17 protein-coding genes are annotated in these 22,341 nt (G+C 73.3%); 5 read left to right on the top strand and 12 right to left on the bottom strand.

The window, feature by feature from the left end; all coding sequences use genetic code 11:
* The 4 genes from ACYSMR_RS04015 to ACYSMR_RS04030 all read right to left on the bottom strand — a co-directional run bounded on the left by ACYSMR_RS04015 (position 1) and on the right by ACYSMR_RS04030 (position 3,431).
* Entirely contained in the window at positions 1–318 is a 318-nt protein-coding gene (locus ACYSMR_RS04015; RefSeq protein WP_461747444.1) for a hypothetical protein, read from the bottom strand.
* A gap of 175 nt (positions 319–493) precedes the next feature.
* Positions 494–1,336 (bottom strand): ABC transporter ATP-binding protein, encoded by an 843-nt coding sequence (locus ACYSMR_RS04020; protein ID WP_251332006.1) that lies wholly within the window; start codon positions 1,334–1,336, stop codon positions 494–496.
* Between the two features lie 3 nt (positions 1,337–1,339).
* Entirely contained in the window at positions 1,340–2,278 is a 939-nt protein-coding gene (locus ACYSMR_RS04025; protein WP_251332007.1) for an ABC transporter permease, read from the bottom strand.
* Positions 2,279–2,423: 145 nt separating this feature from the next.
* Positions 2,424–3,431: an ABC transporter substrate-binding protein gene (locus ACYSMR_RS04030; protein WP_251332008.1), complete on the bottom strand. Its 1,008-nt coding sequence runs from the start codon at positions 3,429–3,431 to the stop codon at positions 2,424–2,426.
* Between the two features lie 194 nt (positions 3,432–3,625).
* Here ACYSMR_RS04030 and hrpA point away from each other — a divergent pair, with 194 nt between their 5' ends.
* Positions 3,626–7,693 (top strand): ATP-dependent RNA helicase HrpA, encoded by a 4,068-nt coding sequence (gene hrpA / locus ACYSMR_RS04035; RefSeq protein WP_461747445.1) that lies wholly within the window; start codon positions 3,626–3,628, stop codon positions 7,691–7,693.
* Positions 7,694–7,724: 31 nt separating this feature from the next.
* Here the strand turns inward: hrpA and ACYSMR_RS04040 are convergent, their stop codons facing one another.
* Together ACYSMR_RS04040 and ACYSMR_RS04045 are read right to left on the bottom strand one after the other, a co-directional pair.
* Positions 7,725–8,153 carry an HIT family protein gene (locus ACYSMR_RS04040; protein WP_251332010.1) on the bottom strand — a complete coding sequence of 143 codons (429 nt, stop codon included), beginning with the start codon at positions 8,151–8,153 and terminating at the stop codon, positions 7,725–7,727.
* Positions 8,154–8,275: 122 nt separating this feature from the next.
* Positions 8,276–8,929 carry an MBL fold metallo-hydrolase gene (locus ACYSMR_RS04045; RefSeq protein ID WP_309125109.1) on the bottom strand — a complete coding sequence of 218 codons (654 nt, stop codon included), beginning with the start codon at positions 8,927–8,929 and terminating at the stop codon, positions 8,276–8,278.
* 130 nt (positions 8,930–9,059) lie between these two features.
* Between ACYSMR_RS04045 and ACYSMR_RS04050 the strand changes: the two genes are divergently transcribed.
* Both ACYSMR_RS04050 and ACYSMR_RS04055 read left to right on the top strand, forming a co-directional pair.
* Positions 9,060–9,491 carry a Fur family transcriptional regulator gene (locus ACYSMR_RS04050; RefSeq protein ID WP_461747446.1) on the top strand — a complete coding sequence of 144 codons (432 nt, stop codon included), beginning with the start codon at positions 9,060–9,062 and terminating at the stop codon, positions 9,489–9,491.
* Positions 9,484–10,455, top strand: a complete 972-nt coding sequence (locus ACYSMR_RS04055; RefSeq protein WP_461747447.1) for a diacylglycerol kinase family protein — start codon at positions 9,484–9,486, stop codon at positions 10,453–10,455. The genes ACYSMR_RS04050 and ACYSMR_RS04055 overlap by 8 nt, the downstream gene beginning before the upstream one ends.
* A gap of 24 nt (positions 10,456–10,479) precedes the next feature.
* Here ACYSMR_RS04055 and ACYSMR_RS04060 read toward each other — a convergent pair whose 3' ends face one another.
* From ACYSMR_RS04060 to guaB1, 6 genes are all read right to left on the bottom strand, one after another.
* A complete protein-coding gene (locus ACYSMR_RS04060) occupies positions 10,480–11,325 on the bottom strand; it encodes a metal ABC transporter permease (protein WP_374238454.1) in 846 nt (281 codons plus the stop codon).
* A gap of 20 nt (positions 11,326–11,345) precedes the next feature.
* Complete coding sequence (locus ACYSMR_RS04065; protein WP_461747448.1) at positions 11,346–12,191, bottom strand: metal ABC transporter ATP-binding protein; 846 nt, start codon at positions 12,189–12,191, stop codon at positions 11,346–11,348.
* Positions 12,188–13,213 carry a metal ABC transporter solute-binding protein, Zn/Mn family gene (locus tag ACYSMR_RS04070; protein WP_251332015.1) on the bottom strand — a complete coding sequence of 342 codons (1,026 nt, stop codon included), beginning with the start codon at positions 13,211–13,213 and terminating at the stop codon, positions 12,188–12,190. Before ACYSMR_RS04070 ends, ACYSMR_RS04065 begins: the two co-directional genes overlap by 4 nt.
* Before the next feature lie 185 nt (positions 13,214–13,398).
* Complete coding sequence (locus ACYSMR_RS04075) at positions 13,399–14,481, bottom strand: hemolysin family protein (protein WP_251332016.1); 1,083 nt, start codon at positions 14,479–14,481, stop codon at positions 13,399–13,401.
* Positions 14,478–15,818, bottom strand: coding sequence for a hemolysin family protein (locus ACYSMR_RS04080; protein ID WP_251332017.1), 1,341 nt, complete (start codon positions 15,816–15,818; stop codon positions 14,478–14,480). The genes ACYSMR_RS04075 and ACYSMR_RS04080 overlap by 4 nt, the downstream gene beginning before the upstream one ends.
* 159 nt (positions 15,819–15,977) lie before the next feature.
* The gene (gene guaB1 / locus ACYSMR_RS04085) at positions 15,978–17,435 is read right to left on the bottom strand and encodes a GMP reductase (RefSeq protein WP_309125105.1); all 1,458 of its coding nucleotides are present in this window, start codon (positions 17,433–17,435) and stop codon (positions 15,978–15,980) included.
* A 270-nt stretch (positions 17,436–17,705) separates the two neighbouring features.
* Here guaB1 and ACYSMR_RS04090 point away from each other — a divergent pair, with 270 nt between their 5' ends.
* Positions 17,706–21,578 (top strand): multifunctional oxoglutarate decarboxylase/oxoglutarate dehydrogenase thiamine pyrophosphate-binding subunit/dihydrolipoyllysine-residue succinyltransferase subunit, encoded by a 3,873-nt coding sequence (locus ACYSMR_RS04090; protein ID WP_461747449.1) that lies wholly within the window; start codon positions 17,706–17,708, stop codon positions 21,576–21,578.
* 125 nt (positions 21,579–21,703) lie between these two features.
* A complete protein-coding gene (locus ACYSMR_RS04095) occupies positions 21,704–22,303 on the top strand; it encodes a GDSL-type esterase/lipase family protein (protein WP_251332020.1) in 600 nt (199 codons plus the stop codon).
* The last annotated feature ends 38 nt before the right edge of the window (positions 22,304–22,341 follow it).

A 22,341-nucleotide genomic window follows, 5' to 3' on the forward strand; every position in this document is an offset into this window, starting at 1 on the left:
TCAGTCCTGGTCGTCGGCGCGGCCCGGCCGGCGCCGGAAGCGCTCCGGGTCGAAGGGGCGCAGCGGGCCGTCGCCGAACTCCTCGTCGTCGAGCAGGTCCTCGGGGTGCAGGGCCTCCCCCGCCGAGCGGCGCCGGTTGAACCCGACGACGGCGAGCGCCCCGCCCCCCAGCAGTGTCGCGGCGCCGACGACGACGAGCACCACGCCGCGCGCGCTCAGCCCCGCCCCGTCCGGCCCGGAGGCGTGGGCGAGGTGGATGATCGCCTCGGGGACCGCGAACGTGGAGACGAACAGGGCCACGATCCCGGCGCCCAGCATCCAGCCCCCGTGCGTCGGCGGCGGGCGCGGCGTGCTTCGAGGGGGTCGCTCACGTGCTGCTCTCCTGGTGCTCGGCGGGGCCGTGCGGGACGCCGGACGCGCGGCGGGGCGGACCGGGACCGGTCCGCCCCGCCGCCTGCCCTGCCGCGTGTGCCCCCGCTGGGCGGGCCGGCGGTCAGCGGCCGTCCTCGGCGCCGCCCGTGTCGGTCTTGACGGTCTCGAACAGCGTAGCGTCGTCGAACGCCTCCTGGCCCGACCCCGGCTGGAGCCGGCGGAACTGCTCCAGCAGGCCGGGCACGGTCATCGACCTCTTCTGCTCGGCGTCGAGCTCGAAGAGGATCCGCCCCTCGTGCATCATGATGAGCCGGTTGCCCAGGCGCAGCGCCTGCTCCATGTTGTGCGTGACCATGACCGTGGTCAGGCGCTGCTCGGCGACGATCTCGGCCGTGAGGCGGGAGACGAGGTCCGCCCGCTGCGGGTCGAGCGCGGCGGTGTGCTCGTCGAGCAGCAGGATGCGCGGCTCGGAGAACGTGGCCATGAGCAGGGACAGCGCCTGGCGCTGGCCGCCCGAGAGCAGCCCCACCTTCGCGCCGAGCCGGTTCTCGAGGCCGAGCTCGAGGCTCGCGAGCTTCTCCCGGAACAGCTCCCGGCGGCCGCCACTCAGCCCGGGGGCCAGCCCCCGGGACTTCCCGCGCTGCAGGGCGATCGCCATGTTCTGCTCGACCGTCATGGTCGGCGACGAGCCCTTCATGGGGTCCTGGAACACGCGGGAGAGGTACCGGGCGCGCTTGTGCTCGGGCAGCCGCGTGACGTCGTGGTCGTCGACCCGCACCGTGCCGGTGTCGGGGATGAGGGTCCCCGAGATGGTGTTGAGGATCGTCGACTTGCCGGCGCCGTTGGAGCCGATGACGGTGAGGAAGTCGCCCTCGCCGAGGGTCAGGGACACCCCCGCCAGGGCGCGGCGCTCGTTGACGGTCCCGGCGAAGAACGTCTTGTGCACGTTGTCGATGGTGAGCACGGCTCAGGCACCTGCCTTCTCGGTCGCGGGGGTGTCGGTGAGCTCGTCGACGAGACGGGCGGCCTCGCTGGCCTGGTGCTTCTCCCGGCGGCGCCGGAAGAACTGCAGCTGCGGGACGACCAGCGCGAGGATCACCAGCACCGCGGAGATCAGCTTCATGTCGGAGGGGTTCAGCCCCGCCTGCAGGGCCACGGTGATGACCAGGCGGTAGACGATCGAGCCGAGGATCACGGCCAGCGTCGAGATGACCACCGTGCGGGAGCCGAACAGGCCCTGCCCGAGGATGACCGAGGCCAGCCCGACGACGATGAGCCCGATGCCCATGCCGATGTCGGCGAAGCCCTGGTACTGGGCCACGAGGGACCCGGCCAGGCCCACGAGCCCGTTGGACAGGCACAGGCCCAGCATCTTCTGGTGGTCGGTGTTCACCCCGAAGGAGCGGATCATGTCCGGGTTGTCGCCGGTGGCCTGCATGGCCAGACCGGCGTCGGTGTAGAGGAACCAGTCGAGGAGGACCTTCACCACGGCCGCCCCGAGCAGGAACAGGCCGATGCCGAGCCAGGTGCCCTGCACCCCCGCCTCGGCGAGCGGGGTGAAGATGGTGTCCTCGCGCAGCAGGGACAGGTTGGCCTTCCCGTCCATGACGCGCAGGTTGATCGAGTACAGCGCGGTCATCGTGAGGATGCCGGCGAGCAGGCCGTTGATGTGGGCCTTCGTGTGCAGCAGGCCCGTGATCAGCCCGGCGAGCGCGCCGGTCACGAAGCCGGCGGCGGTGGCCAGCCACGGGCTGCCGCCGCCGAGGATGATCATCGCCGTGGTGGCGGCGCCCGTGGTGAAGGACTGGTCGACGGTGAGGTCGGGGAAGTCGAGCACCCGGAACGTGAGGTAGACGCCGAGGGCCATGACCGCGTAGAGCAGTCCGAGTTCGATTCCGGCTATCACTTCTGGTGGATCCGTTCTGGTCGGTGGGCCGGGGTGCCGCCGCGCCGATCGGGCGGGCGGACCACGGTGGTGCGGGAGGCGGGCGGGCCGCCGTGGTGCGGGAGGCGGCCGGTGCCCGGGGGTCGCCCGGGCACCGGCCACCGGGCTACTCGATGACCCGGTCGGCGGAGTCGCGCAGCTCCTGGGGCACCTCGACGCCCATGCGCTCGGCGGCCTGCAGGTTGACGACCAGCTGCGTGTCCTCCTGGGACTCCACGGCCATGGTCGCGGGGTCCGCCCCCTCCTGGAGGATGCGCAGGGCCATCTCGCCGGTCTGGCGGCCGAGCTGCTCGTAGTCGAGGCCCCGGGTGATGAGCGCGCCGCGCTCCACGGAGTCGCCCTCGCCGGCGACGAGCGGGATCTGCTTCGTCTCCGCGGCGGAGATCACGGCCTCGAGGCCGGCGACGACCTTGTTGTCGGTCGGGACGTAGATCGCGTCGGTGTCGAAGGACTCGGCGGCCTGGGCGACCTCGGAGGTGCCGGTCACGGCCTTCTCGACGACCTCGAGGCCCTCGGCCTCGGCGGCCTCCTTGGCGAGCTCGACCTGCACCTGCGAGTTGGTCTCGCCGGAGCTGTAGATGATGCCGACGGACTTCGCCTCGGGGTCGAGCTGCTTGATCAGCGCGATCTGCTCGGCGACCGGGTTCATGTCGGTGGTGCCCGTGAGGTTGCCGCCCGGGCTCTCCAGGGAGTCGACCAGGCCGGCGTCCACGGGGTCGGTGACGGCGGTGAACAGCACGGGCGTGTCCGTGACGGCCTGCGCCACGCCCTGCGCGGACGGGGTCGCGATGGCGAGGACCAGGTCGGCGCCGGAGGTTGCGAGGTTCGAGGCGATGCTCGTCGAGGTGCCCTGGTCGCCCGAGGCGTTCTGGTAGTCGAGCGTCAGGTTCTCCCCCTCGGTGTAGCCGCCCTCCTCGAGCGCGGCGAGGAAGCCCTCGCGCGCGGCGTCGAGCGAGGGGTGCTCGACGAACTGGCTGATCCCGACGGTGGCCTCCTCGACCGCCGCCGCGGACTCCCCCGAGCCCGCGGAGCCGGAGGTGTCGGACCCGCCGCACCCGGTGAGGAGCAGGGCGGAGGACGCGAGCGCCGCCGTCAACGGGAACAGTCGCTTCATGGTGGTTCCTTTCTCGAAGGGGTGGTGCCAGGAATATTACCTGCCGATCGGTCGACAAATGAGACACAGCTCACATCCGCGGACGGATCGGCCCCGGCGGGGTGCTTGCATCCTCCTCCGTCCAGGCGCGGGGGCCCGGAAGCGGGGCCGTGTCCGCCCGCGCTCCTCCCGGCCCCCGGTAGGATCGGGGGGACATGTCAGTATCGCTGAGCAGCCCCCGCGCCATCGTCTACCCCGAGAACCTCCCGGTCTCCGCGCGCCGGGAGGACATCATGCGCGCGATCGCCGACCACCAGGTCGTCGTGATCGCCGGTGAGACGGGGTCGGGCAAGACCACCCAGATCCCCAAGATGTGCCTCGAGCTCGGCCTCGGGGAGCGGGGGCTGATCGGGCACACCCAGCCGCGCCGGATCGCGGCCCGCTCGGTGGCCGAGCGGATCTCCTCCGAGCTCGGCGAGAAGATCGGCGGCACGGTCGGCTACCAGGTCCGCTTCACGTCCGAGGTCGGGGCGGACTCCCGGATCAAGCTGATGACCGACGGCATCCTGCTCGCGGAGATCCAGCACGACCGGCTGCTGCGCCGGTACTCGACGATCATCATCGACGAGGCCCACGAGCGGTCCCTGAACATCGACTTCCTGCTGGGCTACCTCCGGCGGATCCTGCCGCAGCGCCCGGACCTGAAGCTGATCATCACCTCCGCCACGATCGACCCCGAGCGCTTCGCCCGCCACTTCGCGGCCCCCGGCGGCGACGGGGACGACGAGCCGCAGCCGGCGCCGGTCATCGAGGTCTCCGGCCGCACCTACCCCGTGGAGATCCGCTGGCGGCCCCTGTCGGAGCCGCGCCCGGGGGACGGCGGCCCCGACGACGAGGACGCCGGTGACGGGCTCGAGGACGAGGACCGCGACCCGATCGACGCCGTGTGCGACGCGGTCGAGGAGCTCTCCGCGGAGGCGCCGGGCGACATCCTCATCTTCTTCGCGGGCGAGCGGGAGATCCGCGACGCCCAGGAGGCCCTGCAGGGCACCCTCAAGCGGGTCCGGGGCCTGGCCGACGCCGAGATCCTGCCCCTGTTCGGCCGGCTGTCCATGGCCGAGCAGCACCGGGTGTTCGCGCCGTCGGGCCGGCGGCGGATCGTGCTCGCCACCAACGTGGCCGAGACGTCCCTCACCGTGCCCGGCATCAAGTACGTCATCGACCCCGGCACGGCCCGGATCTCCCGCTACTCCTCCCGCACCAAGGTCCAGCGCCTGCCCATCGAGCGGATCTCCCAGGCCTCGGCGAACCAGCGCTCGGGCCGGTGCGGGCGCGTGTCGGACGGCATCTGCATCCGGCTCTACTCGGAGGAGGACTACCTCTCCCGCCCGGAGTTCACCGACCCCGAGATCCTGCGCACCAACCTCGCGGCCGTGATCCTGCAGATGACCTCGGTCGGGGTCGTCCGCGAGCCCGGCGACATCGAGCGGTTCCCCTTCGTCGAGCCCCCCGAGTCGCGGGCCGTCAAGGACGGCGTCGCCCTGCTCCGGGAGCTGGGCGCCCTCGAGGACCCCGGGGGGGCCGGTCCGCGCCCGGGGCGGGGCGACGACCCCGGGCGCAGCCCCCTCACCCCGGTCGGCCGGCAGCTCGCCCAGCTGCCCGTGGACCCGCGGCTGGGCCGGATGATCGTGGAGGCGGACAAGCGCGGCTGCGCCCGCGAGGTCATGGTCCTCGCGGCGGCGCTGACCGTCCAGGACCCCCGGGAGCGCCCGCTGGAGAAGCGCCAGCAGGCCGACGAGGCGCACAAGCGGTTCGTGGACGAGAACTCCGACTTCACCAGCTACCTGCTGCTGTGGCAGTACGTGCAGGAGCAGCAGGAGGAGCTGTCCTCCACCCGGTTCCGGAAGCTGTGCCAGCGCGAGTACCTGAACTTCCTGCGGATCCGCGAGTGGCAGGACCTCTACGCGCAGCTGCGCCAGATGGGCCAGCAGGTCGGCATCCGGGTGGGCAAGGGCCGGGAGGTGGACCCGGCCGGCAAGGAGCGGGAGATCCACGTCTCGCTGCTCGCCGGGCTGCTCAGCCACATCGGGCTCAAGGACGAGCGCAAGCGCGAGTACCAGGGGGCGCGGGGCTCCCGCTTCGCGATCTTCCCCGGCTCCAACCTGTTCAAGAAGTCCCCGGACTGGGTGATGTCCGCCGAGCTCGTGGAGACGTCCCGGCTGTGGGCGCGGGTCAACGCGGCCGTCGACCCGCTGTGGGCCGAGGAGCTCGCCCCGCACCTGGTCAAGCGCAGCGTCTCGGAGCCCCACTGGTCCCGTGCGCAGGGCTCCGTGATGGCCTACGAGAAGGTCACGCTCTACGGCGTGCCCGTCGTGGCGCGGCGGCGAATCAACTTCTGGCGCGTGGACCCCGCGCTGGCCCGGGAGCTGTTCATCCGCCACGCCCTCGTGGAGGGCGACTGGCAGACCCGCCACCACTTCTTCGCGCGCAACCGCAAGCGCCTGGCCGAGGTCGAGGAGCTCGAGAACCGGCTGCGCCGCAAGGACCTGCGGATCGACGACGAGACCCTCTTCGCGTTCTACGACGAGCGGATCCCGGCCTCCGTGGTCTCCGCCCGCCACTTCGACGCCTGGTGGAAGAAGGCCCGGCACCAGGACGAGCACCTGCTCGACCTCGACCCGGAGTCCCTCATCGCCGAGGACGCCCGCGACTACGACGAGTCGCTCTACCCCCGGCAGTGGGTCCGGCGCACCCGCGGCGGGGAGCTCGTGCTGGACCTCGACTACGAGTTCGCCCCGGGCGCCGACCACGCCGACGGCGTGACCGTGCGCGTGCCGGTGCTGTTCCTCAACCAGCTCGACCCCGAGCAGTTCAAGTGGCAGATCCCCGGCTTCCGCACCGAGCTCGTGACGGCGCTGATCCGCTCCCTGCCCAAGGCGGTGCGCCGCCACTTCGTGCCCGCCCCGGACGTCGCCCGCCAGGCGGTCGGGATGCTGCAGGCCGACTTCGACCCGGCCGTCGACGCGCTCGAGCCGTCCCTGGAGCTCGTGCTGCGCCGGCTCAGGGGCCACGTGGTCCCGCCGGGGTCCTGGGACTGGGACGCGGTGCCCGCGCACCTGCGGATGCGCTTCCAGGTGCGCGACCGGCGCAACCGGGTGCTCGGGGAGGGCGAGGACCTCGAGCTGCTCAAGGCGGAGCTGCACGAGGAGATCCGCACGGCCCTCGCGGAGTCCCTCGGCGCGGTCCCCGGCGCCGGGACGCCCGGCGCCCCCGCCCCGGAGCCCGGGCGCGGTGGCCGCGGCCGCCGGCCGGTCCCCGCCCCGGAGGCCCCGGCCCGGCCGGCGCTCGAGCGCTCGGGCCTGACCGGGTGGCCGGACGAGGACCTCCCGCGGACCGTCGAGACCACGGTGGCGGGCCAGCTGATCACGGGCTACCCGGCGCTCGTCCCGGAGGCCCCCGCGCGGCCGGTCGGCCAGCAGGCCGGCAAGCAGCAGGGCCGGCGGGGGGCGGCGCCGTCGCCCACGGTGGCCGTGCGGATCCTGTCCTCGGCCGGGGAGCAGCGCGCCGCCCAGCGCCGCGGGGTGATCGCCCTGCTCCAGCTGCGCCTGCCCTCCCCGGAGCGGTACGTGCTCGAGCACCTGAACAACACGGAGAAGCTCGTCTTCACGCAGAACCCGCACGGGTCCGTGTCGGAGCTGATCGCGGACTGCACGGTGGCCGCGATCGACAAGCTCGTGCCCGCGGAGCCGCCCTACACCCGGGCGGAGTTCGACCGGCTCTTCGACCACGTGCGGGCCGAGCTGATCGACACCGTGTTCCAGGTGACGGCGCTCGTGGAGCAGGTGCTCTCCGGGGCGGCGAGGATCCGCAAGCGGCTCAAGCAGGCGTCCTCGCTCGCGGCCGTGAACTCCCTCAACGACGTCAAGGCGCAGCTGGAGCACCTCGTGCACCCCGGCTTCGTGGCCGCGACCGGCTGGGAGCAGCTCCAGCACCTGCCCCGCTACGTGCGGGCCATGGAGATCCGGCTGGAGAAGCTGGCCGGGCACCTGCAGCGCGACACGGTGGGCATGCTGACGGTCCAGAAGCTCGAGGACGACTACGACGCCGCCCTCGACGCGCTGCCGCCCTCCGTGCCCGTCCCGGACGAGCTGCGCCGGGTGGGCTGGATGCTCGAGGAGCTGCGGGTCTCGCTGTTCGCCCAGGAGCTGGGCACGGCCCACACCGTCTCCGAGAAGCGGATCCGCAAGGCGCTCAAGGACGCCCTGGAGGCCGCCCGGGCCTGACGGGCCGGGCCCCCCGGGGGCCCCGGCCGGCTCAGCCCTGCGGGACGTGGGCCCCGTGCCCGGCGTCGGTGAGGGCCGCCCGGATCCGCTCGGCAGCCTCGTCCATCCAGGCCGGGTCCGGGTCCCGCAGGGCGTTGGCGAACTGGAACTGCTCGATCGAGTCGGCCGGCCACACGTGCACGTGGGTGTGCGGGACCTCGAAGCCCTGGATCATCTGGCCCACGCGCGCCGGGCGCCACACGGCGTCGACGGCCTTCCCGATCCGCTGGGCGACCAGCATGAGGTGGGCGGCGAGGTCCTCCGGCAGGTCGATCCAGTGGTCGTACTCCTCGCGCGGGACCACGAGGGTGTGGCCCTGGGCGAGGGGGTCGATGGACAGGAACGCCACGGCGCGCTCGTCCCGCCACACGAAGCGGCCCGGGATCTCCCCCGCGATGATTCTCGTGAAGACGGTGCTCATGGATGCTCCCTCTCTGGTGCCCGGTCTGTCTGGTGCTCGGGCGTCCGGTGCTCGGTCTGTCTGGTGGTCGGGCGGTCTGGTCCACCGGGCTCCTGCTGCGGGCGGGGCTGGCTCCGCGGGCGTCAGAGGGCCACGGTCTCCCGGGGGCGCAGGTGCCGGAACTCGGCCCCGTACTTCGCGGCGAACGCGGTGATCTGCTTCTCCAGGACGCCGTAGCCGTGCTCCGAGAGCAGGGCGTCGTGGATCTGGAAGACGCGCTGCGGGCGCACGGCGACGACGAAGTCGATCACCTCGGCCATCTTGTTCCACGGGGCGTGGATCGGCGCGAGCAGCACGGGGGCGGAGAGCCCGTGCGGGACCACCAGCGAGTCGCCCGGGTGGTAGACGGTCTCGTTGACCAGGTAGCCGATGTTGTCCACGGTGCGGATCAGCGAGTGGATCAGGGCGTGCTGGCCCCCGAAGGTGCGCACGGAGAACCCCTCGAGCTCGATCGCGCTCTCGGCCTCGGCGTCGTGGATCGCGAAACCCTCCCCCAGCTCCTCCCGCAGCCCGGCCGCCACGGAGGCCGGGGCGTAGACCACGGTCCCCGGGTGCGCGCGCAGGTGGGCGTGCACCCGCTCGGGGTCGAGGTGGTCCGGGTGGACGTGGGTGACGAGCAGGTAGTCGGCGCCCTCCAGCGCCTCCCCCACCTCCGAGAACGTGCCCGGGTCGAGGACGAGGACCCGGCCCTCGTTCTCCAGCCGCACGCACGAGTGGGTGTACTTGGTCAGCTCCATGGGGCTCAGCCTAGCCCGCGGCCCGGCCGGCCCCGCCTGCCGGGGCGGGCCGGGCCGGGGACGTGTCGGGCGCCGCCTTGTTAAGCTGGGAGCCCGTGCACCGGCGCGGGGCCCGAGGAGAGGACGAGGCGTGAGCGTGAGAACTTCCGGGCGCGGCCCGGGCGAGGTCCGCAACACCCGGCAGCGCCGCGCCGTGGCCGACGCCCTGGCGGGCCGGGAGGACTTCATCTCGACGCAGGAGCTGCACGCCCTGCTCCGAGACCGCGGCGAGTCCGTGTCCCTGGCGACCACCTACCGGATCCTGCAGTCGATGTGCGAGCTCGGGGAACTCGACGTCCTGCGCAGCGACGACGGCGAGGCGATCTACCGGCGCTGCGCCGCCGAGCACCACCACCACCACCTCGTGTGCCGCCGCTGCGGGGCGACCGTGGAGCTGGAGGCCCCCGCCGTCGAGGAGTGGGCCGGGCGCACCGCCGCCGCCCACGGCTTCACCCAGGTGGACCACACCGTCGAGATCACGGGCCTGTGCTCCGCGTGCGGCCTGCGGGCCACCGGTGACTGACGGGCCCCGCACCCAGCCGCCCGCCGGGACGTTCTTCCTGGCCGTGAACCCCCGCGCCGGGCGCGGCGAGGCCGTGGCGCAGGCGCACCGGGCGGCGGAGGTGCTGCGCACCGGCGGGGACGACGCCGTGGTGCTCTGCGCCCCGGACCTCGCCGCGCTCCTCGCGCTGGTGCGCGAGAGCCTGCGCGCCTCCGGCCGGTCGGCCCGGGCCCTCGTGGCCGTGGGCGGGGACGGACTGGTCCAGGCCGCCCTCGGCGTGCTCCTGGAGCTCGCCGAGCAGGGCGTCGCGGTGCCCCTGGGCGTCGTGCCCTGCGGGACCGGCAACGACCTCGCCCGCCACCTGGGCGTCCCGGCCCGGGACCCGGAGGCGGCGGCCGGGCGGATCCTGCGCCGGCTCGACGAGGCGGCCCCCCGCCGGCTGGACGTGGGGCGGGCCCGCTTCTCGAACGGGCGCACCGTCCACTTCGCCACGGCCCTGTGCGCCGGCTTCGACGCCGCCGTCAACGAGCGCGCGAACCGGTGGCGCCGGCTCGGCGGGCACGGGCCGGGCAAGTACCTCGTCGCCGTGCTCGTGGAGCTGGTGCGGCTGCGCACCCTGCACTACCGGCTGGAGGTCGTGGACGCCGCGGGACGGGCCCGCGCGGAGGAGCGCGACGGGATGCTCCTCAACGTGGCGAACACGTCCTCGATCGGCGGGGGGCTGCGGATCGTGCCCGCCGCCCGAGCCGACGACGGGCTGCTGGAGCTGTTCACCGTGGCCCCGCTCGGGCGCGCCCGCCTCCTGCGGCTGTTCCCGACGCTGTTCACCGGCCGGCACGTGGGCCTCGAGCCCGTGCGCACCGAGCGCGTGCGCTCGGTGCGGGTGGACGCCGCGGGCGTGACGGCCTACGCGGACGGGGAGCGGCTGGGCCCGCTGCCCGTGCGGGTCGACGTCGTGCCGGCCGCGGTGCGCGTCCTCGCCTGAGCGTCCCCGGGGCTCGCTCCCGGCTCAGCGGCGGGTGCGCACGGCCGCCGCCGCCCGCGAGCCGATCCAGAACAGGAACGAGATCGTCGTGACGTAGGGGCTGATGGGCAGGGACCCGCCCAGGGCCAGCAGGATCCCGCCCACCATGGCCAGCTCCGCGAAGACCACGGAGAGCACCACGATCCGCACCGGGGAGGCGGTGAGGTTCATGGCGGCGGCCGCGGGGGTGATGAGCAGGGCCAGCACCAGCAGGGCGCCCACGACCTGCACGGACAGGGCCACCGCGACGCCCAGCAGGACCATGAAGGCGATCGACAGCCCGCGCACGGGCAGGCCCTTCGCCCGGGCGACGGCCGGGTCCGCGCTCGCGAAGGTCAGCGGCCGCCACATCGCCACGAGCCCCACGAGCACGACGGCGGAGAGCACGGCCATGCTGGTCAGCTGGACGGTGTCCACGGAGACGATCTGGCCGGTGAGCAACGAGAACTTGTTCGCCGAGCGCCCCTGGTACAGGGACAGGAACAGGATGCCCAGGCCCAGGCCGAAGGGCATCAGCACGCCCACCACCGAGTTGGCCTCGCGGGCGCGCAGGCCCATCACGCCCATGATGAGGGCGGCCAGGACGGAGCCCACGAGGGAGCCGGTCACGACGTCCGCACCGACGAGCAGGGCCGCGGCGGCCCCGGCGAAGGACAGCTCGGCGATCCCGTGCACGGAGAACGCGAGGTCGCGCATCATGACGAACGTGCCGACCACCCCGCCCACGAGCCCGAGCAGGGCACCCGCCCACAGGGAGCTGCTGAGCAGGACGAGCAGCTCGCCGTAGTCCTCGAAGACGAAGACCGAGGAGACGAGGTGCCCCCAGTCCACGGCGGCGGGCAGCAGCGCGCTCACAGGGCCACCTCCTGGTCCTCGTCCGTGTGGTGGGAGCTGTCGGGGTGGCCGACGACGACGACGCGCCCGCCGGTGCGCACCACGTCGATGCGGGTGGCGTAGAGCTCGGAGAGGACGTCGCTGCGCAGCACCTCGTCCGGGGTGCCGATCCGGAACCGCCCGCCGGCGAGGTACAGGATCCGGTCGACGTGGTCGATGATCGGGTTGATCTCGTGGGTGACGAACACGACGGCCGCGCCGGTGCGGCGCCGCTGCTCGTCCACGAGCCCGCTGACGGCGTGCTGGTGGTGCAGGTCCAGGGACAGCAGGGCCTCGTCGCACAGCAGCAGCCGGGGGTCGGCCGCGATCGACTGGGCGACCCGCAGCCGCTGCTGCTCGCCGCCGGAGAGCGCGCCCACCGGGGCGTCGGCGTAGGAGCCCGCGCCGACGAGCTCCAGCAGCTCGTCGACGCGCCGGCGGTGCGCGCGGGTGCGCAGCCGCACGCCCCAGCGGTGCCCGTCGACGCCCAGGCCCACGAGGTCCCGGGCGCGCAGCGGGGTGGCCGCGGCGAAGGACCGCTGCTGGGGCACGTAGCCGATCCGCCCGGAGCCGCGGCGGGGCGGCTCCCCCAGGATCTCGGCGGTCCCCGCGCTCAGCGGGAGCAGGCCCAGCAGGACCTTGAGGAAGCTCGTCTTGCCGGTGCCGTTGCCGCCGAGGACGGCGAAGTACTCCCCGGCGTGGATGTCCAGGTCGAGCCCGTCCCACAGCACGCGGTCGCCGAACGCCAGGGCGGCCCCGCGCAGGGAGACGACCGGCGCGGCGTCGGCCCGTCCCGGGGCGGACGGGCGGGGCGCGGCGCTCACGCGGCGGCCGACGCGGTGCTCGTCGCGGTGCTCGTCGCGCGCAGGGCCGCGAGGGCGTCGTGCACCTCGGTGACGTTGCGGTCCATCCACTCCAGATAGCTGCTGCCCTCGGGCAGGGTCTCGGTGAACTCCACCACGGCGGCTCCGGCGGCCCGGGCGTCGTCGCGCAGCTGCTCGGTCTGGCCCGAGGCCGTCTGGGCGTTGAACGCGAGCAGCTGCACGTGGCCGCTCTCGAGCTCCTCGCGCACGTCCCGCAGCACCAGCGGGGGCACGTCCGTACCGTTCTCGACCGCGGCGGTGAACTCGACGGGGGTGTCGTCGTGCAGACCGGCGTCCTCGAGCAGGTACGCGGCCACCGGCTCGGTCGCCACGAAGGCCGCGTTGTCGGCCGGTGCCGCGGCCAGGCGCTCCTTCAGGGCCGCGAGCTCCCCGGCGAACGCCTCGGCGTTGGCGCGGTACGCGTCGGCGGAGCCCGGGTCCAGCTCGGCCAGGCGGTCGGCAACCGCGCCGGCCACGCCGCCCATCGCGTCGAGGTCGTACCAGACGTGCTCGTTGGTCCCCGTGTGCTCGTGGCCCTCGTGCTCGTGGCCCTCGTGGGGGGCCTCCGCCGGCTCCGCGGGGGCGGTCTCCAGCCCGGCGGCCTCGACGGCGTGGAGCACCGGGGCCTCTCCCCCGGCCGCCAGGTCCTCCATGAAGGGGTCGTAGCCGCCGCCGTTGAGCACGACGAGGTCCGCGTCCCGGACGGCGAGCCGGTCCTGGGCGGTGGCCTCGTAGGAGTGGGGGTCCTGGGCCGTCGAGTCGATGACGGGGTCGGCGACGACGGCGTCCCCGCCCACCTCCCGGACCACGTCCGCGTAGACCGTGGTGGTGGTCACGACGGTGAGGGCCTCCCCGGTCCCGGCGTCCGCGCCGGTCGGGGCGTCCCCAGCCGAGCACGCGGTCAGGCCGAGCAGGGCGGCGCCGGCGAGCGCGGCGGCCCGGCCGGGACGGTGCCGGCGCGCGGCGGGAGCAGGTACGGGCATGGTGGATCCGTTTCTACGCGGCCGCGCCCGGTCCGGGCCGTCCGCGGGACGTGGGGAACCCCGTTCCCCGTTGAGAATGATTTTCATTTGCGTCGTTCATGGTACCAACCGGCCCCTCCCCCGACAACGCGGCGGCCCGCCGCGGAGGACGTCCGTGGCGGGCCGGGCGGGGCGCGGGCGCGGGCTCAGCGCGGCGGCTCCGAGGTGTCGACCCGGTCCCCGCGGCGCTGGCGGCGGTCCTGGGTGGTGTCGCGGATCTCGCCGACCAGCTCCTCGATGACGTCCTCGAGGAAGAGCACCCCGAGGGTGCGCCCCCCGGTGTCGACCACGCGCGCCAGGTGCGAGCCGGTGCGCTGCATGGCCGCGAGCGCGTCGTCGATCTCGATGTCCGGGCGCAGGTTGGCCAGGGAGCGCACGCGGGTCACCGGGACGGGCTCGGTGTAGCGGCCCTCGGGGATCGAGAGCACGTCCTTGATGTGCAGGTAGCCGTTGAGCTCGCCGTCGTCCTCGGTGAGGGCGAAGCGGGAGAACCCGGTGCGGGCCACGGCCTTCTCGACCTCCGCCGGGGACACGTCCTCGGGCAGGGTCACCAGCTCGGACAGCGGGACCATGACGTCGGCGGTGCGCTTGGAGGAGAACTCCAGGGCCCCGGAGAGCAGGCCCGTCTCGTCGGCGACGGTGCCCTCCTTGGTCGACTCCGCCACGATGGACTGCAGCTCGTCGAGGGTGAAGGTGGAGGAGACCTCGTCCTTCGGCTCGATGCCCATGAGCTTCAGGACGTGGTTGGCGGACCAGTTCAGGGTCGCGATGACCGGCTTGACCGCGCGGGAGACGAGCACCAGCGGGGGCGCCAGCAGCAGCACGGCGCGGTCCGCGCCGGAGACGGACATGTTCTTGGGGACCATCTCGCCGAAGACCACGTGCAGGAAGGTCACGACGACGAGGGCCGTGAGGAAGCCGCTGACGTCGGCGACCTCGGCCGGCACGCCCAGGTGCTCGAGCGGGCCGGAGACGACGTGGTGCAGCGCCGGCTCGGAGATGTTGAGGATCAGCAGCGAGCACACGGTGATGCCCAGCTGGCAGCAGGCCAGCATGAGGGAGACGTGCTCCATGGCGTAGAGCGCCGTGCGCGCCCGCTTGTCGCCGGCCTCGGCGAGCGGCTCGATCTGGCTGCGCCGCGCGGACATCACGGCGAACTCGCCGCCGACGAAGAACGCGTTGCCGGCCAGCAGCACCACGAGCCAGGCCAGTCCTGCCCAGTCGCTCATCGCGCCTCCTCCTCGGTCGCGGGGGCGCCGTCGCCCGGGGACGGCGAGGGCACGAACCGGATCCGGTCGACCCGTCGCCCGTCCATGCGCTGGACCTCGAGGACCCCGCCCTTGACGGGGACGGCGTCCCCGGGCCGGGGCACCTGGCCGAGCCGGTCCATCATGAACCCGCCCATGGTCTCGTAGGCGGGCCCGTCCTCGATGTCGAGCTCGGTGATCTGCTCGGAGACCTCGTCGGGGCGCAGCAGGCCGGGGAAGTACCACTCCCCGGTGGCGGACTGCAGGGCGCCGGGGCTGAGCCGGTCGTGCTCGTCGGCGACCTCCCCGACGACCTCCTCGACGAGGTCCTCGAGCGTGACGACACCGGCGGTGCCGCCCCACTCGTCGACGACGACGGCCATCTGCAGCCCGCCCGAGCGCAGCTGCACGAGCAGGGAGTCCAGGTGGACGGTCTCGGGCACGCGCAGGACGTCCTCCATGATCGCCCCGCACTCCAGGGCCGCGCGGCGCTCCGCCGGCACGGCCACGGCCTTCTTGACGTGGACCACGCCGCGCACGTCGTCGGGCGAGTCCTCCATCACCGGGAAGCGGGAGTGGCCCGTGCGGGAGGCGACGGCGACGACCTCCGCCACGGGGTCGTGGGAGTCGAGCATCTGCACGCGGATCCGCGGGGTCATCACGTCCGCGGCGGTGCGCTCGGCGAAGGTGAGGGTCTTGGCCACGAAGGTCGCGGTGCCCGCGTCGAGCGTGCCCATCTTCGCCGAGCGGCGCACCATCGAGGACAGCTCCTCGGGCGAGCGGGCGCCGGAGAGCTCCTCCTTGGCCTCCATCCCGAAGACGTGCAGCACCCGGTTGGCGACGCCGTTGAGGCCGAGCACGAACGGCTTGAACACCGCCGTGAACACGAGCTGGGGGCGGGCGACCACGCGGCCCACCCGGTAGGCCTCCGAGATGGCCCAGTTCTTCGGCACGAGCTCGCCCAGCAGCATCGACAGCAGCGTGGACAGGAGCATGGAGATGGCCAGCGTGGCCGCCCCGGCCGCCGCCTCGGAGAGGCCGGTGAGCTCCACGATGGGCCCGCTCAGGAAGGACTGGAGGGCGAGGTCCAGGGTGTAGCCGGTCAGCAGGGTGGTGAGGGTGATGCCCAGCTGGCAGCTCGAGAGCTGGGTGGACAGGGACTTCAGGCACCGCAGCAGCGGTTCAGCCCCGCGGTCGCCCTGGGCGATCGCCCGGCGCACCGTCGCCTGGTCGAGGGCCACGAGGGAGAACTCCACGGCCACGAAGAAGCCGGTGCCGAGGATCAGGAGCAGGCCGGCGGCCAGCAGCAGCCAGTCCATCAGGCGGTGCCCCCCCGGTGGGGGTCGCGGCCCGGGAGGGGGTCGGCGGAGGGGGTCTGGGGGGAGCCGGCACGGGGGCCGCGGCGGGGAGCCCCGCGGCCGGGCCGGCAACTACTGTACGAGTCCATGAGGGCTCCAGGATACCGGAGCCCGGGCGGATCAGGACCAGCTGACGGGCCGGGCGCGGCCCTCCTCGTAGCCGGACGTGGACTGGACCCCGATCACCGCGCGGGCCGCGAACTGCTCGAGGGTCGTGGCCCCCGCGTAGGTCATGGAGCTGCGCACGCCCGCGGTGATGTGGTCGACGAGGTCCTCGACCCCGGGGCGCTCGGGGTCCAGGTACATCTTGGAGCTGGAGATGCCCTCCTCGAACAACCCCTTGCGCGCCCGGGCGAAGGCGCCCTCCGCGCGGGTGCGCTCGCGCACGGCGCGGGTCGAGGCCATCCCGAAGCTCTCCTTGTAGGCCCGCCCGTCGGCGTCGACGTTGAGCTCGCCGGGGCCCTCGTGGGTGCCGGCGAACCAGGAGCCGATCATCACCTGGCTCGCGCCGGCCGCGAGGGCGAGGGCGACGTCGCGCGGGTGCTTCACGCCGCCGTCGGCCCAGACGTGGCGCCCGAGCGCGGCGGCGGCCTCCGCGCACTCGAGCACGGCGGAGAACTGGGGCCGGCCCACGGCCGTCATCATCCGGGTGGTGCACATCGCCCCGGGGCCCACGCCGACCTTGACGATGTCCGCGCCGGCGTCGACGAGGTCCTGCACGCCGTCGGCGGTGACCACGTTGCCCGCCGCGACGGGCACGTCCGGGGCCGCGGCGCGGACCGCCTCGAGGGCCTCCAGCATCTTGCGCTGGTGGCCGTGGGCGGTGTCGACGACCAGCACGTCCACCCCCGCCTCCACGAGGGCCTGCGCCTTGCCGCGGACGTCCCCGTTGATGCCCACCGCGGCCCCGACGCGCAGCCGGCCCTGCGCGTCCAGGGCGGGGGTGTAGATGGTCGAGCGGACCGTGCCCTTGCGGGTGAGCACGCCCACCACCTCGTCGCCGTCGAGCACGGGCGCGACGTGGGCGCGGGTCAGGGCCAGGCGGTCGTAGGCGGCCTCCAGCACGTCCTCACCCGCACCGGCCCGGACCTCGGCGGCGGAGAAGACCGGGGCGTCGGTGCGCATGATGGAGCCGAGCTGGGTGAAGCGGTCCACCTCGGCGCAGTCCGCGGCGAGCACCACCCCCCGGTAGGACCGGCCCGGGCCGCACACGACGACGGCGCCGTGCGGGCGCTTGTGCATGATCCCCAGCGCGTCGTGCACCGTGTCCTCGGCCGCGAGCACCACGGGGGTCTCGAAGCGGGGCGAGCGGTCCTTGACCCAGCGGGTCACCTCGGCGATGACGTCGAGCGGGATGTCCTGCGGCAGGATGCCCAGGCCACCGCGCCGGGCGAGGGTCTCCACCATGCGCCGGCCGGTGACGGCGGTCATGTTGGCGGCCACGAGGGGGATGGTGGCACCGGTCCCGTCGCGCGGGGCCAGGTCGACGTCGAAGCGGGAGGTGACCCGGGAGCTCGACGGGACGAGGAAGACGTCGTTGTAGGTGAGGTCCGCGGTGGGGGTGTTGAGGAAGCGCACCGCTCCAGTGTAGTCGCGGTGCCGCGACACGACGCCGCGGGGCCCGGCCGCCGACTAGCCATGCCGCGGCGCGGATCACTAGACTCGGGCGGAGGTACGGCCGCGCCCGGTCGGCGACCGTCCGGCACGTCCGGAGGACGACGTCGGCAGCCGTCGCGGGAGACGGCCGGGACGTTCACCGGCGGCGGGTCCGGATGCTGCTGGGACCGACACTGTGGGGACCGGGCAGAAGGCCCCCACGCGATCAACCATGGAAGAGGCGTATTCCCCGTGCCAAATCAGCCACAGCACCTAATCCCTGAAGAATTCGCAGGTAACGAGTGGCTCGTCGACGAACTGTTCGAGAAGTACCAGGCGGACAGGAACTCGGTGGACGAGAAGTGGTGGCCCATCTTCGAGGCGATGAGCGCGGAGGACGGTGCGGCGCCGGAGCAGGCCTCCGCCCCGCAGGCCGCGCCGAAGGCCTCCACCCCCCGGGCCGCAGCCCCCCAGGCCCCCGCCGCGACGCCGGCCGCAGCCCCCCAGACCGCGGCACCGAAGGCGGCCGCACCCCAGCCGTCCTCCGCTCCCCGGGCCACCGCCCCGCAGGCCGCGCCCACGACGCCGGCGGCCGCTCCGGCCCCCACGAAGTCCGGCGCCAAGGCCGAGAACCGGCCGGAGACCGACCACGGGGAGACCTCGGCGAAGAAGCCGATCCCCGCGCAGCCGTCCCGTCCGCGCGCCGCCGCCGCCGCGGCGCCCAAGGCGCCCGCCGAGGACACCGTCGTGAAGCTGCGCGGTCCCGCGAAGGCCGTGGCCGCGAACATGGACGCGTCCCTCACGGTGCCCACCGCGACCACCGTGCGCGCCGTGCCGGCGAAGCTGCTGATCGACAACCGCATCGTCATCAACAGCCACCTCTCCCGCAACCGCGGCGGCAAGGTCTCCTTCACGCACCTGATCGGCTACGCCGTGATCAAGGCGCTCGCGAACTTCCCGTCCCAGAACGTCGTCTACGACGAGCAGGACGGCAAGCCGGTCGCCATCCACCCCGCGCACGTGAACTTCGGGCTCGCGATCGACATCCCGAACAAGGACGGCTCCCGCAACCTCGTGGTGCCGAACATCAAGGGCGCCGAGACCATGAGCTTCCAGCAGTTCTGGACGGCGTACGAGGACATCGTCCGCCGGGCGCGCACCAACGAGCTGACCATGGAGGACTACCAGGGCACCACCGTGTCCCTGACCAACCCGGGCGGGATCGGCACGGTCCACTCCGTGCCGCGCCTGTCCAAGGGCCAGGCCTGCATCGTCGGCGTGGGCGCCCTCGACTACCCGGCCGAGTACAAGGGCTCCTCCCCCAAGACCATCGCCCGCCACGCGGTGTCGAAGATCATCACCCTGACCTCGACCTACGACCACCGGGTCATCCAGGGCGCGGGCTCGGGCGAGTTCCTGCGCCTGATCGAGTCGTACCTGCTGGGCGAGGACAACTTCTACGACGAGATCTTCGAGGCCCTGCGGATCCCCTACGAGCCCGTGCGCTGGGCCGTGGACAACCAGGTCAACCCGGAGATCCAGGTCAACAAGGTCGCCCGGATCCAGCAGCTCATCCACGCCTACCGGGTCCGCGGCCACCTCATGGCCGACACGAACCCGCTCGAGTACGTGATGCGCAAGCACCCGGACCTCGACATCCGCACCTACGGGCTCTCGCTGTGGGACCTCGAGCGCGAGTGGCCCACCGGCGGCTTCGGCGGCGCCCCCGTGCTGAGCCTGCGCACCATCCTGGGCCGGCTGCGCGACGCCTACTGCCGCACCCTCGGCGTGGAGTACATGCACCTGCAGGAGCCGGAGGAGCGCGAGTGGTTCCAGGACCAGCTCGAGCACGGCTACCAGAAGCCCTCCCGCGAGGAGCAGTTCCGGATCCTGGGCCGGCTCAACGCCGCCGAGGCGTTCGAGACGTTCCTGCAGACCAAGTACGTGGGCCAGAAGCGCTTCTCCCTCGAGGGCGGCGAGTCCCTGATCCCGCTGCTCGACGAGATCATCTCCGACGCCGCCGACGCCGGGCTCGCCGGCGTGGGCATCGCCATGGCCCACCGCGGCCGGCTCAACGTGCTCACCAACATCGCCGGCAAGTCCTACGCCCAGGTCTTCCGCGAGTTCGAGGGCAGCCAGGACCCGCGCACCACCGAGGGCTCCGGCGACGTGAAGTACCACCTCGGCACCGAGGGCACCTTCACCTCCGACAACGGCAACGAGACCCAGGTCTACCTCGCGGCCAACCCCTCCCACCTGGAGGCGGCCGACCCGGTGATCGAGGGCATCGCCCGCGCCAAGACCGACGTCCTGGGCGCCGGTCCCGAGGGCGACGGCACCTTCCCGGTGCTGCCGATCCAGGTCCACGGCGACGCCGCGTTCGCCGGCCAGGGCGTCGTGGCCGAGGTGCTCCAGATGTCGCAGCTGCCCGGCTACGCCGTGGGCGGCACCATCCACGTCGTCGTCAACAACCAGGTGGGCTTCACCACCGCGCCGGCGGCGGCGCGCTCCTCGACCTACGCGACCGACGTCGCGCGGGCCGTCCAGGCGCCCGTCTTCCACGTCAACGCCGACGACCCCGAGGCCGTCACGCACGTGGGCCAGATGGCGTTCGCCTACCGCCAGGCCTTCCACAAGGACGTCGTCGTCGACCTCGTGTGCTACCGCCGGCGCGGGCACAACGAGGGCGACGACCCCTCGATGACGCAGCCGCTGATGTACAACCTCATCGAGCAGAAGCGCTCGACCCGCAAGATCTACACCGAGAACCTCGTGGGCCGCGGCGACATCACGCAGGACGAGGCGGACCGGGCGCTGAAGGACTACCAGGAGCGCCTGGAGCGGGTCTTCGCGGAGACGCACGAGGCCCAGACGTCCTCCATCCCGCTGGTCACCGGGGACTCGGCCGCGATCTCGAACATCGAGCGCCCCTCGGCCCAGCAGGCCGACTCCGGGGTGTCGATCCCGCGGTCCACGGCGATCTCCGCGGACGCCGCCCACCGCATCGGCCGGGCGCACGTGGAGGTCCCCGAGGGCTTCACGGTGCACAAGAAGCTGCAGAAGCTGCTGGAGCGCCGCGAGGCGATGACCCGCGAGGGCGGCGTGGACTGGGGCATGGGCGAGCTCATGGCCTTCGGCTCCCTGCTGATGGAGGGCATCCCGGTGCGCATGTCCGGACAGGACGTGCGGCGCGGGACCTTCACGCAGCGCCACGCCGTGTTCTTCGACGCCGGCACCGGCGCCGAGTGGACCCCGCTGAACCACCTCGCCGGCGACCAGGCGCGGCTGGCGATCTACAACTCGCTGCTGTCCGAGTACGGGGTGCTGGGCTTCGAGTACGGCTACTCCGTGGAGCGCCCCGACGCCCTGACGGTGTGGGAGGCGCAGTTCGGCGACTTCGTCAACGGCGCGCAGACGATCGTCGACGAGTTCATCTCCTCGGCGGAGCAGAAGTGGGGCCAGCGCTCCTCGCTGGTCATGTTGCTGCCGCACGGCTTCGAGGGCCAGGGCCCGGACCACTCCTCGGCCCGGATCGAGCGCTTCCTCACGCTGTGCGCCGAGAAGAACATGGTCGTGGCGAACCCCTCGACCCCGGCCAACCACTTCCACCTGCTGCGCCGGCAGGCCTACAGCCGCCCCCGCAAGCCGCTGATCGTGGCCACGCCCAAGCAGCTGCTGCGCCTGAAGGCGGCCGCCTCCCCGATCGAGGAGTTCACGAGCGGCACGTTCCGCCCCGTGATCGCCGACGAGGCCGGGCTGGACCGGTCCGAGGTCACCGACGTGGTGCTGGTCTCCGGCCGGCTCTACTACGACCTCGCGGCCATGCGGGAGCAGAAGAAGGACCGCACCACCGCGATCGTGCGCGTCGAGCAGCTGTACCCGCTGCCGCTCGCGGAGATCCGGGAGGAGCTCTCCAAGTACCCGCAGGCCCGGATCGTCTGGGCCCAGGACGAGCCCGCCAACCAGGGGGCCTGGCCGTTCATGGCCGTGAACCTGGTGCCGCAGCTCGACCGGCCCGTGCGCCTGGCCTCCCGCCCGGCGTCGGCCTCCCCGGCCAACGGCTCGGCCAAGCGGCACACCGCGGAGCTGGAGACCCTCGTGCAGAGCGCGTTCTCGCGGGCCTGAGCCCGTCCCCGGGCGGCGGGGGCCCGTGCCCCTGCCGCCCGCCCTCCCCCCATCGAGTCCGGCGCCGGTCCGTGCCCACGGGCCGGCGCCGCTCGTGTCCCGATCCCCCGAGCAGAAAGAACGACGTGGAGCAACGAAGGATCAGAATTGTCGCAGTCGGTGACGAGCTGCTGGCCGGCGAGGGCGACCCCCGGGCCCTCGGCTGGTTCGGGCGCGTCATGGCCCGGACCCCGCACCACGTGGTCCCCGTCTCCGCCTACAACCTCTCCGCCCCCGGGGAGGGCAGCGAGTCCCTCAACGAGCGGTGGTTCGAGGAGGCGGCCCGCCGCTTCGCGTCCGGCCACGACAACCGCCTGGTCATCGCGCCGTCCACCCTGGACATCGACCTGAGCATCACGAGCGCGCGCTCCCGGCTCAACATGGCCAACATCATCGACACCGCCTCGCAGCACAACGTGCGGGTGCTCGTCGTCGGGCCCCCGCCGACCCTGGACGCGGAGCGCAACCGTCGCATCGCGGACCTCTCCGCCGCGTACGCGGACGTCACGACCCGGCGCAACCACGTCTACGTGGACACGTTCAACCCCCTGCAGCACCACGAGCAGTGGCGCAAGGACCTCGCGGCCAACCACGGCCGGCCCGGCCAGGCCGGCTACGGGCTCATGGCGTGGCTCGTGCTGCACCGCGGGTGGTACGGCTGGCTGGACCTGCCCGAGCCCCAGTGACCGGCGGCCGCGGCCGGCCGCCCCGGCCGTCGGCGCGG

Source organism: Kocuria sp. U4B (assembly GCF_054875615.1).

Bases quoted from the DNA above. Each gene is read 5' to 3' on its own strand.
- ACYSMR_RS04015 (WP_461747444.1), bottom strand. From the start codon at position 318: ATGCTGGGCGCCGGGATCGTGGCCCTGTTCGTCTCCACGTTCGCGGTC.
- ACYSMR_RS04030 (WP_251332008.1), bottom strand. From the start codon at position 3,431: ATGAAGCGACTGTTCCCGTTGACGGCGGCGCTCGCGTCCTCCGCCCTG.
- hrpA (WP_461747445.1), top strand. From the start codon at position 3,626: ATGTCAGTATCGCTGAGCAGCCCCCGCGCCATCGTCTACCCCGAGAAC.
- ACYSMR_RS04080 (WP_251332017.1), bottom strand. From the start codon at position 15,818: ATGGACTGGCTGCTGCTGGCCGCCGGCCTGCTCCTGATCCTCGGCACC.
- ACYSMR_RS04040 (WP_251332010.1), bottom strand. From the start codon at position 8,153: ATGAGCACCGTCTTCACGAGAATCATCGCGGGGGAGATCCCGGGCCGC.
- ACYSMR_RS04045 (WP_309125109.1), bottom strand. From the start codon at position 8,929: ATGGAGCTGACCAAGTACACCCACTCGTGCGTGCGGCTGGAGAACGAG.
- ACYSMR_RS04075 (WP_251332016.1), bottom strand. From the start codon at position 14,481: ATGAGCGACTGGGCAGGACTGGCCTGGCTCGTGGTGCTGCTGGCCGGC.
- ACYSMR_RS04070 (WP_251332015.1), bottom strand. From the start codon at position 13,213: ATGCCCGTACCTGCTCCCGCCGCGCGCCGGCACCGTCCCGGCCGGGCC.